Annotated in this window: 14 protein-coding genes; 2 read left to right on the forward strand and 12 right to left on the reverse strand. The window is 70.7% G+C overall.

The window, feature by feature from the left end; translation table 11 throughout:
• Positions 1-36: 36 nt before the first annotated feature.
• The 3 genes from DDZ18_RS11390 to prfA form a co-directional block, all read right to left on the reverse strand.
• A complete protein-coding gene (locus DDZ18_RS11390; RefSeq protein ID WP_109253516.1) occupies positions 37-675 on the reverse strand; it encodes a DUF4167 domain-containing protein in 639 nt (212 codons plus the stop codon).
• 261 nt (positions 676-936) lie between these two features.
• Positions 937-1929, reverse strand: coding sequence for a N5-glutamine methyltransferase family protein (locus tag DDZ18_RS11395; protein ID WP_158272144.1), 993 nt, complete (start codon positions 1927-1929; stop codon positions 937-939).
• On the reverse strand, positions 1926-3005 hold the full coding sequence (gene prfA, locus DDZ18_RS11400; RefSeq protein ID WP_109253517.1) for a peptide chain release factor 1: 1080 nt from the start codon (positions 3003-3005) through the stop codon (positions 1926-1928). Before prfA ends, DDZ18_RS11395 begins: the two co-directional genes overlap by 4 nt.
• A 118-nt stretch (positions 3006-3123) precedes the next feature.
• Between prfA and DDZ18_RS11405 the strand changes: the two genes are divergently transcribed.
• Positions 3124-3978, forward strand: a complete 855-nt coding sequence (locus DDZ18_RS11405; protein WP_109253518.1) for a tetratricopeptide repeat protein — start codon at positions 3124-3126, stop codon at positions 3976-3978.
• Here DDZ18_RS11405 and DDZ18_RS11410 read toward each other — a convergent pair.
• The 6 genes from DDZ18_RS11410 to DDZ18_RS11435 form a co-directional block, all read right to left on the reverse strand.
• A complete protein-coding gene (locus DDZ18_RS11410; RefSeq protein WP_199241157.1) occupies positions 3975-4556 on the reverse strand; it encodes an LOG family protein in 582 nt (193 codons plus the stop codon). The genes DDZ18_RS11405 and DDZ18_RS11410 overlap by 4 nt on opposite strands.
• A gap of 67 nt (positions 4557-4623) precedes the next feature.
• On the reverse strand, positions 4624-4971 hold the full coding sequence (locus DDZ18_RS11415) for an ArsC/Spx/MgsR family protein (protein ID WP_199241153.1): 348 nt from the start codon (positions 4969-4971) through the stop codon (positions 4624-4626).
• Positions 4972-4985: 14 nt separating this feature from the next.
• A complete protein-coding gene (gene ispG, locus DDZ18_RS11420; protein WP_109253520.1) occupies positions 4986-6131 on the reverse strand; it encodes a flavodoxin-dependent (E)-4-hydroxy-3-methylbut-2-enyl-diphosphate synthase in 1146 nt (381 codons plus the stop codon).
• Positions 6132-6202: 71 nt separating this feature from the next.
• Positions 6203-7060: a helix-turn-helix domain-containing protein gene (locus DDZ18_RS11425; protein ID WP_109253521.1), complete on the reverse strand. Its 858-nt coding sequence runs from the start codon at positions 7058-7060 to the stop codon at positions 6203-6205.
• A 75-nt stretch (positions 7061-7135) separates the two neighbouring features.
• Positions 7136-9478: a phosphoenolpyruvate--protein phosphotransferase gene (ptsP, locus tag DDZ18_RS11430; protein ID WP_233245818.1), complete on the reverse strand. Its 2343-nt coding sequence runs from the start codon at positions 9476-9478 to the stop codon at positions 7136-7138.
• A 52-nt stretch (positions 9479-9530) separates the two neighbouring features.
• Positions 9531-10745: an aspartate kinase gene (locus tag DDZ18_RS11435; protein WP_109253522.1), complete on the reverse strand. Its 1215-nt coding sequence runs from the start codon at positions 10743-10745 to the stop codon at positions 9531-9533.
• Between the two features lie 159 nt (positions 10746-10904).
• Between DDZ18_RS11435 and ubiG the strand changes: the two genes are divergently transcribed.
• Positions 10905-11669 (forward strand): bifunctional 2-polyprenyl-6-hydroxyphenol methylase/3-demethylubiquinol 3-O-methyltransferase UbiG, encoded by a 765-nt coding sequence (ubiG, locus tag DDZ18_RS11440; RefSeq protein WP_109253523.1) that lies wholly within the window; start codon positions 10905-10907, stop codon positions 11667-11669.
• Here ubiG and DDZ18_RS11445 read toward each other — a convergent pair.
• Genes DDZ18_RS11445 through grxC form a run of 3 tightly spaced genes read right to left on the reverse strand, consistent with a single transcriptional unit; the run spans position 11666 to position 13208 of the window.
• Entirely contained in the window at positions 11666-12106 is a 441-nt protein-coding gene (locus tag DDZ18_RS11445) for a DUF1178 family protein (RefSeq protein ID WP_109253524.1), read from the reverse strand. The genes ubiG and DDZ18_RS11445 overlap by 4 nt on opposite strands.
• Positions 12103-12942 (reverse strand): carbon-nitrogen hydrolase family protein, encoded by an 840-nt coding sequence (locus DDZ18_RS11450; RefSeq protein WP_109253525.1) that lies wholly within the window; start codon positions 12940-12942, stop codon positions 12103-12105. The genes DDZ18_RS11445 and DDZ18_RS11450 overlap by 4 nt, the downstream gene beginning before the upstream one ends.
• Positions 12939-13208 (reverse strand): glutaredoxin 3, encoded by a 270-nt coding sequence (gene grxC, locus DDZ18_RS11455; RefSeq protein WP_109253526.1) that lies wholly within the window; start codon positions 13206-13208, stop codon positions 12939-12941. The genes DDZ18_RS11450 and grxC overlap by 4 nt, the downstream gene beginning before the upstream one ends.
• Positions 13209-13220 lie beyond the last annotated feature (12 nt).

Raw genomic sequence — 13220 nt, forward strand, 5'->3', positions numbered from 1 at the left:
CCGGCGGTTCAGGAATCGCTCGGTTCGTGCAGGCGATCAGGCCGCGGCGGTGTCCTTGTCGCCGGAGTCCTTGTCGTCGTCGGAGCCGGAAGCCTTCTTGAGCGCCTCCTCGGCGGCGGCGTCGGTGCGCGGCTTGCGCGCGCGGCGCTTGGGCTTCTCCGACTCCGCCCCGGCGGACTGGCCCTCGCCGTCCTCGTCGTCGGAGCCTTCCGGGGTGACGACCTGGAGCGGATCACCGCCCTCGCCGCCATTGGCGCGCTTGGAGCGTCCGCCGCGACGCGAGCGGCCGTCGGCCTTGCCGTCGCCGGACTGGGCCGCCTCGGCCTTGCCGTCGCCGCGGCCCCGGCCGCGATCGTCGCGCCCGCCGCCGTTCGGCTGGTCTTGCTGGCCCTGCTGCTTCTGCTGGCCGCCGCGCTGATCGGCGCCGTCCTCGGCGCTGTTTTCGTCGCGCTTGGGCTGATTGGCCTGCATCACGCGGAGGTAATGCTCGGCGTGCTGATAGTAGTTCTCGGCCATCACCCGGTCGCCCGACGACATCGCGTCGCGCGCCAGCTGCAGATACTTGTCGTGGATATGCGAGGCGTTGCCCCGAACCTTCACGTCCGGGCCGTTGCTCTCGAACGAGCGATTGCCCTGATTTCCGGACTTCCGTCCGCGGCCGCGTTGGCGCTTCATGGTATGAACCTGACCTCTCTCGGCGTTCATGTTCGGTCCTTCGCCGCGTCGCCCTGAAATGAGGGCCTTTCGCATGCACGAGCCGCAGTCGCCTGCGAGCCCAAAGTGCAAATCGTGAGGACCGATCCGTCAGCAGCGGCGTCCGCCTGAATGCTGCGACAGCCCCCTGTGGCGCGCCGCGGCTGCTGAGTTCGTTTCGCAACCTAGCCTTATCCGCCGGGCGATTCCAACCCTTTTTCTGCAGACGAACGCAAGACTTGGTTAGAGAAAGCTCAAGACAAGCGCCCGGTCGCGGCCGGCGAGATCGCGTTGAAGGCGTATATGGGCGGCGCCGGCGGCCTCCGCAAGCGCGGCGGCTTGCGCGCCCTGGTCCCAGCCGATCTCGAACACCGCCGCCCCGCCCGGCGCGAGCAGCGCCCGCGCCGCGTCGAACAGGCCGGGATAGGCCGCGAGCCCGTCCGGCCCGCCGTCGAGGGCGGCGCGCGGCTCGTGATCGCGCACCTCGGGCTCGAGCGCGTCGATGACGGCGGTCGCGATATAAGGCGGATTGGAGACGACGAGGTCGAACGGGCCCTCCACGCCGTCGGCCCAGTCGGTCTCGATGAGTTCCGCGCGGGCGGCGAGCCCGCAAGCTTCGGCGTTTTCGCGGGCGACGGCGAGCGCTTCCGGCGAGGAATCCGTCCCGATCCCGGTCGCGTTCGGCAGCTCGCTCAGCAGCGCCAGAAGGATCGCGCCCGATCCGGTCCCGATATCGAGGATGCGGACCGGGGCGTTCTTCCACCCCACCCCACCCCGTCCCTCCCCTCGAGGGGAGGGGGAACGCTCCGCCGGCCGATCGGCGTCAGGTGTTTGCGCCGCACGCCGCAAGGCTCCCTCCCCCCTGGGGGAGGGTCGGGGTGGGGGGATATTGGCGAAGCGCGATGCGAGCTCGCTCAGCGCCGCCTCGACAACCGTCTCGGTGTCGGCCCGCGGGGTGAGCACGTCGGGCGTGACGGCGAGGTCGAGGGTCCAGAACGCCTTCGTCCCCAGGATCTGCGACATCGGCTCGCGGGCGAGCCGGCGGGCGAGAAGCGCTTCGAAAGCGGCCGCCTCGTCTTCGCTCAGGACCCGGCCGTCGTCGGCGATCAGGCCGGCCCGGTCGAGCCCGGTCGCCTGCTGCAGGAGACGCCGGGCGTCGTCGACGGCGTCCCCGATCCCGGCGGCGGCGAGCCGCACGCTCGCCGAATCGACGGCGTCACGCAGGGTCCGGCTCACGCGCCTTCTTCCTCCATCGCCGCCAGCTTGGCGGCCTGATCCTCGGCGATCAGCGCGTCGATCACCTCGTCGAGCGCCTCGCCGGAGACGATCTGGTCGAGCTTGTAGAGGGTGAGATTGATGCGGTGGTCGGTCACCCGGCCCTGCGGGAAGTTGTAGGTACGGATGCGCTCGGAGCGGTCGCCCGAGCCGACCTGGCCCTTGCGCTCGGCCGCGCGGGCGGCGTCCATCTCGGCGCGCTCCTTCTCGTAGAGCCGGGCCTTGAGCACCTGCAGGGCGCGCGCCCGGTTCTGGTGCTGCGACTTCTCCTGCGAGAGCACGACGATGCCGGTCGGGATGTGCGTCATGCGCACCGCCGAATCGGTCTTGTTGACGTGCTGGCCGCCGGCGCCGGAGGCGCGCATCGTGTCGACGCGGATGTCCTCGTCGCGAACCTCGATGTCGACGTCCTCGGGTTCGGGCAGGACGGCCACCGTCGCCGCGCTGGTGTGGATGCGCCCGCCGGACTCGGTCTCGGGCACGCGCTGGACGCGATGAACGCCGGACTCGTATTTCAGCCGGCCGAACACGCCCGTCCCCGAGACGCTGGCGATGATCTCCTTGTAGCCGCCCGCTTCGGATTCCGACGCCGAGACCACCTCGACCGTCCAGCCGTGATCGGCCGCATAGCGCTCGTACATGCGGAACAGGTCGCCGGCGAACAGCGCGGCCTCGTCGCCGCCCGTGCCGGCGCGGATCTCGAGCATGACGCTGGCGTCATCGTCCTTGTCCTTGGGCAGGAGCAGCAGCTGCAGCTCCTCCTCGAGCTGCGGGATACGCTCGCGAATCTCTTCGCGCTCCTCGCGGGCGAGCGCGGTCATGTCGGCGTCCGAGCCGTCCTCGATGATCGCCTCGGCCTCGGCGAGATCGGACCGCGCGGCTTTCAGCGCCTTCGCCTTGTCGGCGACCTTCTTCAGCTCGGCGTGCTCCTTCGACAGGCGCACGATCTCGTCGGCGTCGGCGGTGGCGCCGAGCCGGGCCTCGATCTCGTCGAAGCGGTCGATGACCTGGTCGAGTCGGGAGTCCTGGATATGCATGGGGGTGAGATAAGCCGGAGCGGGCGTTTATGGAAGGCGCAGCGTCGGCCGCCCCGCCCCGGGCTTGCCTGATCGGCGAAGACGAACGAGGATTTCGCCACTTGGGGTGGAGGGGATCATGTCGCTGTTCAAGTGGCTGCTGACCGCAGCTCTGGTCGCCGTCGCCGGGGTGGGCGCGGCCCATGTCATCGCCTTGCTGGAACCGACGACCGCCGAGACCGCCGCCGACGGCGCCAAGGTCCCGGCCGACGGCGCCGAGGCGCCGGAGGAAGCAGTTGAGATGGATCCGGTGATGGAGGAGCTCGTCGAGCTGGTCAAAGCCGCGAACAACACTGAGCCGCCGCCGACATTCTTCGAAGTCCCGGCCGAAGCCGAGCCCGCATTTGACCCAAGCCTCGCCCCGCTTCTGGAAAGCGCAGGCCAATGCACGGTGGCGGACTACGAACACACTCACAGCTTTGTTCCCGCCGAGTCGCTCGAGGAACGCTGGGACGCGGAAAACGGGCCGTCGGAGCACCTCATCGCGCAGGCGGAGGCGGGCAATCCGCGCGCCCAGTTCAATCTCGGCTACTCGATCGCAGCCTTCGGGGAAGTGGAGGATGAAGGTGAAGCCTTCGAGTGGATTCAGCGCGCCGCCGAAGGCGGTTACCCGCCGGCCATGACCGAGGTCGGCGCCGCCCTCACGTACGGATATTTGGACCAGGAGCAGGACCTTGAGCGCGCGCGCCCTTGGCTGGAGCAGGCGGCGGAGAACGGCGAGGCGTTGTCAATGTTCACTCTTTCGCGCCTGCCGCCGGCAGAGGGCGAGTCGGTCGAAACATACGCCGTGCGCCGGCTGCGGCTGGAACTGGAGAGCGCCGCGCTTTGCCACCGCGAAGCGGGGCTGGCCATAGCCGACAGGCTGGACACGGGACGCGGGCTGCCGGAACAACCCTGGCTGGCCAATCACCTTCGCGCGAACGCCCGCGGCTAGGTCTGCTCGCGCGTCAGATGGTCGATCGCGCCGGGGTGCTCGTACGCCTCAAGCCGGTCGAGCAGGGCGTCGATCCCGTCGCCCACGAGCAGCATGTCGCGGTGCTTCTCGGCGATGAAGCCCTCGGACCGCATGGTGTCGAGGAAGGTCAGCAGCCCGTCGAAATAACCGCCGACATTGAGCAGGCCGACCGGCTTGGCGTGCCGGCCGAGCTGCGACCAGGTCCAGGCCTCGAACAGCTCCTCCATCGTGCCGATGCCGCCGGGCAGCGCGAGGAAGCCGCCGGCGAGATCGGACATGATCTGCTTGCGCTCGTGCATCGAGGTGACGATGCGCATGTCGGGCACGCGCGGATGGGCGATCTCCTTCCTGTGGAGGAAGTCGGGGATCACCCCGATCACATGCCCGCCGGCGTCGAGGCAGGCGTCGGCGGCCAGCCCCATCAGCCCGACCTGGCCGCCGCCATAGACCAGCGCGATCCCGCGTTCGGCGAGCGCGCGGCCGATCGCCTCGGCGGCCTCGGCGAAAAGGGCGGACTCGCCCGTGTGCGAGCCGCAATAGACGCACAGCGGCTTCATCATGGGAGTCTGCTTATCCGGGATTGCGGAACGCGCCAACGCCCATCGCCGCGGCGTCGAGAAACGCTCACGCGCCGAGGCGTTCACGGACGGCGTCCGTCCAGCCGACGCTCACCGTTCCGTCGGCCTCGATCACCGGCCGCTTGACCAGGGTCGGGTGCTCGGCCAGCAGGCCGGCGGGGTCGGATTGCGCCCGGGCGCGCTCGGCCTCGTCGAGCCCGCGCCAGGTCGTCGAGCGCGTGTTGATCAGCGTGTTCGCATCGACGGCCTCGAGCCAGGCCGGGACCCGCGCGGCGAGGTCGGCCTCGGCGCGGATATCGACGAAGTCGCAGGCGCGGCCGGCCGCATCGAGCGCCTTCATCGCCTTCTTGCACGTATCGCAGTTCTTCAGGCCGTAGAGGGTGATCTTCGTCATGCCGCCCTTGTCCCCTACTCCGCCGCCGACTTCTCGGCGGCCTCGCGCTCGGCCTTCATCTTCGCGGCCTTGTCCTCGACGGCGTCGACGATGCGCTCGATCATCTCCTCGTTGGAGACCTTCTCGTCGGCGGCGCCGGCGAAGTAGAGCATGCCCGCGCCCTTGCCCCCGCCGGTGAAGCCGAGATCGGTGTAGGCGGCCTCGCCCGGACCGTTGACCACGCAGCCGATGATCGACAGCGAGATCGGCTCGGAGACGTGCTCGAGGCGCTGTTCGAGGATCTCGACGGTCTTGATGACGTCAAAGCCCTGCCGGGCGCAGGAGGGACACGCGATGATGTTCACGCCCCGCGTGCGCAGCCCCAGCGATTTGAGGATGTCGTAGCCGACCTTCACCTCCTCGACCGGGTCGGCCGAGAGCGAGACGCGGATCGTGTCGCCGATGCCCGCCCACAGGAGATTGCCGAGCCCGAGGGCCGACTTCACGCCGCCGGTCCTCAGGCCTCCGGCCTCGGTGACGCCCAGATGCAGCGGCGCGTCGGTCGCCTCGGCGAGCGCCTGGTAGGCGGCCACGGTGAGGAAGACATCGGAGGCCTTCACCGAGATCTTGTACTCGCGGAAATCGAGATCATCGAGGATGCGCGCATGGTTGAGCGCGCTCTCGACCATCGCCTCGGGGCACGGCTCGCCGTACTTCTCGAGCAGGTCGCGCTCGAGCGAGCCCGCGTTGACGCCGATGCGGATCGAGCAACCATTGTTGCGCGCCGCGGAGACGACCTCGCGGACGCGGTCCATCGAGCCGATATTGCCCGGATTGATCCTGAGGCACGCCGCGCCGGCCTCGGCGGCCTCGATCCCGCGCTTGTAGTGGAAGTGGATGTCGGCGACGAGCGGGACCGGCGAGGCCTTCGCGATCTCGGAAAACGCCGCCGTCGAGTCCGTGTCGGGACAGGACACGCGCACGATGTCCGCGCCGGCGTCGGCGAGGCGCGTGATCTGTTCGATCGTCGCAGCCGCATCCGCCGTCGGCGTGTTGGTCATGGACTGGACGGAGATCGGCGCATCGCCGCCCACGGCGACCGGCCCGACATGGATCCGGCGGCTCCTGCGCCGGTCGATGGCCCGCCAGGGCCGGACTTTCGTGTGTTCCTCGATCGCCATGAAAGACCTGCAGACGCCGGTTGTCGTTCACGCCGGATATAGGCCCGAACGCGCCGCGGCGCGACCCCGGCTCAGCCGTCGCGCTCGACTTCGGACAGCGCGGTGATGACGAAATCCGACGCGGAGATGTTCTCCACCGTCTCGCCCGGCTCGCCGATCGCGCCGAGCAGGCTGGCGCCGGCGCGCACCGAGATCGCCCCGGCGTCGTCGGTCGACACCGTCAGGCCGGGCTCGTCGGGCGCGCGGTAGCGTTCGCCGGGAGTCATCTCGCGCGAGAACAGGATCCGGCCGGAGGCGTCGCGCACCTCGAGCAGGGCCGGCGCGGTCGCTTCCAGCACGAAGGCGCCGCCGTCAGGCTCGGGCAGCGCCGACCAGATCCGCGCCGGCTCCGGCGCGGCGGACGCCTCCACCATCGGGCGCGGCTCGGACAGCATGGCGTCGACGGGGTCGGGCGCGCCGGCGAACGCCTCGGTGCGCGTGACGTGGGAGCCGTACCAGCTCGCCGCGCCGATGACGCCGCCGAGTATAAGCACCGCGCCGATCAGGCCGCGCGGCAGCTTGATCTCGCGTCTCTGCTTCGGCGAGGTCGGCTGGGCGCGGCCGGACTCGCATTCGACTTCCTGCTTGAACTGGTCGACGATCGCGGCGGTGTCGAGCCCGAGAAAGGCCGCGTACGTCCTGAGATAGCCGATGGCGTAGGCGCGCGAGGGCAGACCGCGCGGATCCATCGTCTCGAGCGCTTCGAGATAGTCCCGCTTGATGCGCGTGCGCGCGGCCGCCGAATCCAGGGTGAGGTCGGATTTCAGACGCGCCTGTCTGAGGCGCTCGCCGAGGCTGGCCGCGACCGAATCCGGCGGCGGGGCGTCAGCGAACGCCGCGTCGACCGGCACGTAACCCATTTCCGTAGACCCGCTCAAAGCGTTGGTCATCTCCGCGCTCGTACCGCGCCCCCCGGTCCCTCGACGCTGCGTGTGACATTTTCGCCGCAGCGCAAGCTCATCCAATCAGACTCGCACGGTTTTATCAATAATCTCCAAAGGCAAACCCGCAGTTTCAGCAGCCTCCAGCAGGCGAGCCCGCAGGCCGGGACCGCGGACGTCCTCGGGCTCGGCGATGGCCGATTCAAGCCAGGCGCCGAGACGGCCGGCGTCGAGCCCGGCCAGCGCGCGCTTGATCGGCCCGATGCTGGCCGCGGCCATCGAGTAATTGCGGTAGCCCAGCGCGGTCAGCACGCAGGCCTCGAGCGGACGGCCGGCGATCTCGCCGCACACCGAGACGGGCGTGTCGTGGCGGGCGCAGGCCTCGCGCACGGACTTCAGCAGCGAGAGCGGCGCCGGCGCCAGGACGTCGTAGCGATTCGAGACGCGCGGGTTCTGCCGGTCGGCGGCGAAGAAGTACTGCATGAGATCGTTGGCGCCGACCGCGACGAAGTCGGCGATCTCGAGACAGGCGTCCGGGGCGAACGCGATCGCCGGCGTCTCGAGCATCATGCCCGCCTGCACGCTGGCGGGCGGCTCGTGGCCGTGGCGCGCGGCGAAGTCGAGCTCCTCGTCGAGCATGTCGCGGGCGGCGGCGAGCTCGCTCGTCGCGGCGATCATCGGAAACAGCACGCGCAGATCCCGCCCCGCCGAGGCGCGCACCAGCGCGCGCAGCTGGTATCGGGTCAGCCCCGGCCGATCGAGGCCCATGCGCAGGGCCCGCCAGCCGAGCGCCGGGTTGGGCTCGCGCATCGACGGCGTGTAGGGCGTGACCTTGTCGCCGCCGAGATCGAGCGTGCGGAACACGACGGGCTTGCCCTCGGCGGCGTCGTAGACCGACCGGTAGAGATCCATCTGGGCCTGCAGCCGCGGCAGCGTGTCGGAGACCATGAACTGGAACTCGGTCCGGAACAGGCCGATGCCGTCGGCGCCGGTCTCGGCCAGCCGGGTCAGCTCGACGAGCAGGCCGGCGTTCATGTGCAGCTCGAGGCGGGCGCCGTCCTTCGTCGTCGCCGGTTCGCCGCGCACCTGGGCGTAGGCGCGCCGGCGCTCGGCGAGGCTGGCGACGCGCTCGTCATAGACCTCCGAAACCTCCGCGGACGGGCGGGCGTGCAGGAGTCCGAACTCGCCGTCGACGATGACCGGGTCGCCTTCCTCGATGCGGTCGAGCGCACCCTCGACCTGGCCGACCATGGGAATGTTGAGCGCTTTGGCGACGATGGCGGCGTGGCTCGTCGGCGAGCCCTCCTCCAGCGCCACGGCGAGCAGCTTCGTCCGGTCGAACTCGAGCAGCTCGGCGGGCCCTACCGAGCGCGCGATCAGGACGGCGTCGTCGGGCAGCGCCAGCGGCCCGCCGTTATGCTCCTCCTCGAGATGGCGCAGCAGCCGGTTGGCGAGGTCCTCGAGATCGTGCAGGCGCTCGCGGAAATGCTGGTCGCGCGCCTTCATCAGGCGGGCGCGGTGCTCGTTGCGCACGCGCTCGACGGCGGCCTCGGCGGTCAGGCCCGAGCGCACCGCTTCATGCAGCTGGGCCAGCCAGCCGCGGTCCTGGGCGAACATCCGGTAGGCCTCGAGCACCTCCCGGCTCGGCGTGCCGATCGGCACGCGGCCCGAATTGAGCAGCGCGTCGACGGACTGGCGCAGCCGCGCGATGGCGAGGTCGAGCCGGGCCTCCTCGGCCTCGGCGTCCTCGGCGACCATGCGCGCGCTCATCACGTGGGGCTCGTGCATCACCGCCCGGCCGACGGCGACGCCCGGCGACAGGGCCATGCCCTGGAAGCGCTCCGGCCGCGACGGCTTGAGCTCGAGGCCCGAGAAGGCCTCGGCGGAGACGAGATCGCCGGAGACGACGATCTCGGCGAGCAGCATGGCGACCGTCTGGAGGGTCTCGATCTCCTCCTCGGTGGTCGGCCGCTTGGCGCGAGTCTGGGTGGTCAGAACGCCCACCAGGCGGCCGCCGCGCAGGATCGGCACGCCGACGAAGCTGCGGAAGGGCTCCTCGCCGGTCTCGGCCTTGTAGGAGAAGCTCGGATGGGCCGGCGCGTCCTCGACGGGCAGCGGCCGCGCCGAACGGGCGACCAGACCGACGAGGCCCTCGTCGGGGCGCAGGCGCACGGAGTGCACCGCCTCGGGCTTCAGGCCGTGCGTGGCCGACAGCTCGAGCGCCCCCGAAGGCCGGACCAGATAGATCGAGCACACCGCCGAGCCGGTCTCCTCGGCGATGATGTCCGTGAGCCGGTCGAGGCGCTTCTGCGCGTCCTCCTGGGCGGCCATGAGGTCGCGAATCCGGCTCAGGAGCCGGCGCGGACCGCGGATCGCCGCGGGGACGGATTCGGGCGTCGTGGGCGTCATGTCGTCCTGAACGCTCATCCTGAACGGCCGGGCTGCGGGCGGGCAATCAGGGCCGCCGCAGGCGAGGCCGTCAAGCCTCCTCCAGCTTGTAGGCCGCATGCAGGGCGCGCACGGCCTTCTCCAGAAGATCGGCCTCGACCAGCGCGGAGATCTTGATCTCCGAGGTCGCGACCATGCGCACGGCGATCCCCTCGCCGCCCAGCACGGCGTAGAGCGTGCGGGCGATGTCGGCGCGGCCGCGCAGGCCCACGCCGACGACGGAGACCTTGGCGAGATCGGTCTCGTGGCTGATCTCCGCGCCGGCGAGATCCAGCGCGTCCGCGGCGGCGAGCGCGCGATCGAGATCGCGCCGCTCGACGGAGAATTCCAGATTGACCCCGCCGGCGCGGGCGCGCGCCTGCACGATCATGTCGACATGAACGTCGGCCTCGGCCAGCGCGGCGAACAGGGCCGCAGCGCCCTCCCCGCTCTCGGGCAGGCCCATGACGGCGAGACGCGCCTGATCGCGCGCATAGGCCACGCCGGAGACGACGCGGCGCTCGGCGACGCCCTCGGCCGCGACGACCGTCGTGCCTTCGCTGGCGCCCGGCTCGAGGAAGCTCGAGCGCACGCGCAGCGCCACGTTCCTGGCCTTGGCGTACTCGACCGAACGGCTCTGCAGCACCTTCGCGCCCATCGCGGCGAGTTCGAGCATCTCGTCGTGGGAGATGCGCTCGACGCGGCGCGCCTCGGGCGCGATGCGCGGATCGGTCGTGTAAACGCCGTCGACATCGGTGTAGATGTCGCAATCCCCGCCGATCGCCGCGGCGACGGCGGCGGCGGTGAGATCGGTGCCGCCGCGGCCCAGCGTCGCCAGCCTCCCGTCCTCGGCGATCCCCTGGTAGCCGGCGACGACCGGAACGACGCCGGCCTCGATCAGCGCGCGCAGCGGACCAGGATCGACGCCGGTGATGCGCGCCCCGCCGGGCGGCCCCTCCACCGCGATCGGCAGCTGCCAGGCGAGCAGGCTGCGCGCGGCGAGGCCGGCCTCCTTCAACGCCAGCGCTGTCAGCGCGGCCGACGTCTGTTCGCCGGAGGCCAGCGCGACATCGGTCTCGGCCTCGCCGATCTCGCCGCCGAGATCCCGCGCCAGGCCGAGCAGGCGGTCGGTCTCGCCAGCCATCGCCGAGACGACGACCGCGACGGGCCGGCGCGCGCGCTCGGCGGCGACGATCGCCGCGGCCTGGCGCAGACGCTCCGGGCTCGCCACGGAGGTGCCGCCGAATTTCAGCACGAGCGGGGTCATGAGAGGGGTCGGTTCGCCTCGACGCGCAAACGGGCTCGATATCGCCGCCGGCCCGGACCATATTCCCCGGCGGGAGCGGGACGGCCCCGTTCCCTACAGCCTCGCCCGCGGCCGCGCAAACGCGCGCCGCGCCGATCCGCCGCCCGTGAAGGTGTCATCATGGCCCAGGCCGCCGCGCCCGAAACCCTCGAAACCCCCTCGATCGACCCGCACGAGATCGAGAAGTTCTCGGCCATGGCCGAGGAATGGTGGGACCCGAAAAGCAAGTTCGCCCCGCTGCACAAGTTCAATCCCGCGCGCCTGACCTATATCCGCGAGGTGCTCTGCGATCATTTCGACCGAGAGGGCGCCGAGCCGCTCACCGGCCTGAAACTGCTCGACATCGGCTGCGGCGGCGGGCTCGTCTCCGAGCCGATGGCGCGGCTGGGCGCGACGGTCACCGCCGTCGACGCCGCGACCGCGAACATCAAGACGGCGATGGTCCACGCCGAGGAGGCCGGGCTCGACATCGACTATCGCCACGGGACCGCCGAGCAGCTGCTCGACGCCGACGGGCCGGACCAGTTCGACGTCGTGCTCAATCTCGAGGTGGTCGAGCACGTCGCCGACCCCGACGCCTTCCTTGCCGACTGCGCCAAGCTGGTGAAGCCCGGCGGGGTGATGATCGTGGGCACGATCAACCGCACCGCGCGCGCCTTCGCCACCGCGATCTTCGGCGCCGAGTACGTCATGGGCTGGCTGCCCAGGGGCACGCACCGCTTCGAAAAGCTCGTAAAGCCCGAGGAGGTGAAGGCCGCGCTGACCGCCCAGGGCTTCGTGCCGCGCGAGCCGGTCGGGGTGAGCTACAATCCGCTCAAGGACCGCTTCTTCATCTCCGGCGACGCCGGGGTGAACTACCTGCTCGCGGCGGTGAAGCCGGGTTAGTTCGCCTTCTTCGGCGGGGTCGGGGCGAGCGCGTCGGGCAGCGGCGCGCAGGGCACGCCCTCCTCCTTGAGCGTCTCGCGCTCTTCGGGCGTCGTCTCGCCGTAGATCAGCCGCTCGGGCTTGTCGCCGCGGTGCATGGCGCGGGCCTCGTCGGCGAAACGCTCGCCGACATGGTCGTAATGGGTGCGGATATGGGCGCGCACCTTGCGCGCGACGTCGGCGAGGTCGGGCGCGGAGTCCGGCCCGCCGCCGGTCATGGTCTCGCGCTTGCGCGACGTCGCCACCGCCGGCGCCATGATCTGCTTGCCGACGTCGGTCGCGCCGCATTCGGGGCATTCGACCAGGCCGGCCGCGGCTTGGCGATCGTACTCGGCCGAAGACGAGAACCACGCCTCGAAGCGGTGGTCGTGGCCGCAGACGAGCGCGTAGCGGATCATCGCTTCAGCGGATCCGGGCCGGCGAAGTCGCGATCGCCGGCGAGCGCGGGAATGCGCTCGCGGGCCTTCGTCGCGGCGTCGGCGTCGATCTCGGCGAGGAGCACGCCCGGCTCGTCGTGGTCCAGCGCGGCGACGATCTCGCCCCACGGGCCGACGACCATTGACCGGCCCCAGGTCTTGCGCCCGTCCTCGTGGGCGCCGCCCTGGGCGGGGGCGAGGATGAAGGAACCCGTCTCGATGGCGCGGGCGCGCAAGAGCACCTCCCAGTGGGCGCGGCCGGTCGGCCGGGTGAAGGCCGACGGCACGGCGAGCATCGTCGCGCCCGCTTGGGCGAGGCGGCGGTAGAGATAGGCGAAGCGCAGGTCGTAGCAGATCGTCAGGCCGAGGACGTCGCCGCCGACGTCGGCGAGCACGGCGCGGTCGCCGGGCTTGTAATTGGTCGATTCCGACCAGGTCTCGTCGGGTCCGATCTTGACGTCGAACATGTGGATCTTGTCGTAGACGGCCTTCAGCGACCCGTCCGGTCCGAACAGGTGCGAGCGGTTGACCGCGCGGCCGTCGGGACCGGCGAGCGCCAGCGACCCCGCCAGCAAATCGATCTCGAGCTCGCGGGCCAGCGCGGAGAAGCGCGGGATCGCCGGATCGGCCTCGGGAGTCCTGACGACGTCGAACAGCGTGTCGCCGTCGCGCTGCATCAGGTGCGTCGTCTCGGGCGTCATCACCAGGGACGCGCCTTCGCCGGCCGCCTCGCGGATCAGCGCCTCGGCGTCGTCGAGATTGCGCGCCGGATCGACGCCCGTGCGCATCTGGACGAGGCCGATAGTGCGTTTGGTCATGCCGCGCCTTCACGCTTGAGAAGCGGATCGAGTTCGCCGGCGCGCTCGAGCGCGACGAGCTCATCGCAGCCGCCGACATGCGTCTCGCCGACGAAGATCTGCGGGAAGGTCCGACGTCCGCCGGCCCGGCGCATCATCTCGTCCTTCTTCTCGCGATTGAAGCCCGCGTCGATCTCGTCGAACGCGACGCCCTTGTCCTTGAGCAGCGCGACGGCGCGCACGCAGTAAGGGCAGAGGGGGCGGGTGTAGATCGTCACGGCGGGCATGGGCGGCGGTCT

The organism is Marinicauda salina (assembly GCF_003122085.1).
Lineage (GTDB): Bacteria > Pseudomonadota > Alphaproteobacteria > Caulobacterales > Maricaulaceae > Maricicauda_A > Maricicauda_A salina.

Coding starts and splice junctions, on each gene's coding strand:
- DDZ18_RS11390 (WP_109253516.1), bottom strand. CDS start 675: ATGAAGCGCCAACGCGGCCGCGGACGGAAGTCCGGAAATCAGGGCAAT.
- DDZ18_RS11410 (WP_199241157.1), bottom strand. CDS start 4,556: ATGAAGCCGCTGTGCGTCTATTGCGGCTCGCACACGGGCGAGTCCGCC.
- prfA (WP_109253517.1), bottom strand. CDS start 3,005: ATGCATATCCAGGACTCCCGACTCGACCAGGTCATCGACCGCTTCGAC.
- DDZ18_RS11450 (WP_109253525.1), bottom strand. CDS start 12,942: ATGACCAAACGCACTATCGGCCTCGTCCAGATGCGCACGGGCGTCGAT.
- grxC (WP_109253526.1), bottom strand. CDS start 13,208: ATGCCCGCCGTGACGATCTACACCCGCCCCCTCTGCCCTTACTGCGTG.
- DDZ18_RS11415 (WP_199241153.1), bottom strand. CDS start 4,971: ATGACGAAGATCACCCTCTACGGCCTGAAGAACTGCGATACGTGCAAG.
- ispG (WP_109253520.1), bottom strand. CDS start 6,131: ATGGCGATCGAGGAACACACGAAAGTCCGGCCCTGGCGGGCCATCGAC.
- ubiG (WP_109253523.1), top strand. CDS start 10,905: ATGGCCCAGGCCGCCGCGCCCGAAACCCTCGAAACCCCCTCGATCGAC.
- DDZ18_RS11425 (WP_109253521.1), bottom strand. CDS start 7,060: ATGACCAACGCTTTGAGCGGGTCTACGGAAATGGGTTACGTGCCGGTC.
- DDZ18_RS11435 (WP_109253522.1), bottom strand. CDS start 10,745: ATGACCCCGCTCGTGCTGAAATTCGGCGGCACCTCCGTGGCGAGCCCG.
- DDZ18_RS11405 (WP_109253518.1), top strand. CDS start 3,124: ATGTCGCTGTTCAAGTGGCTGCTGACCGCAGCTCTGGTCGCCGTCGCC.
- ptsP (WP_233245818.1), bottom strand. CDS start 9,478: ATGAGCGTTCAGGACGACATGACGCCCACGACGCCCGAATCCGTCCCC.
- DDZ18_RS11445 (WP_109253524.1), bottom strand. CDS start 12,106: ATGATCCGCTACGCGCTCGTCTGCGGCCACGACCACCGCTTCGAGGCG.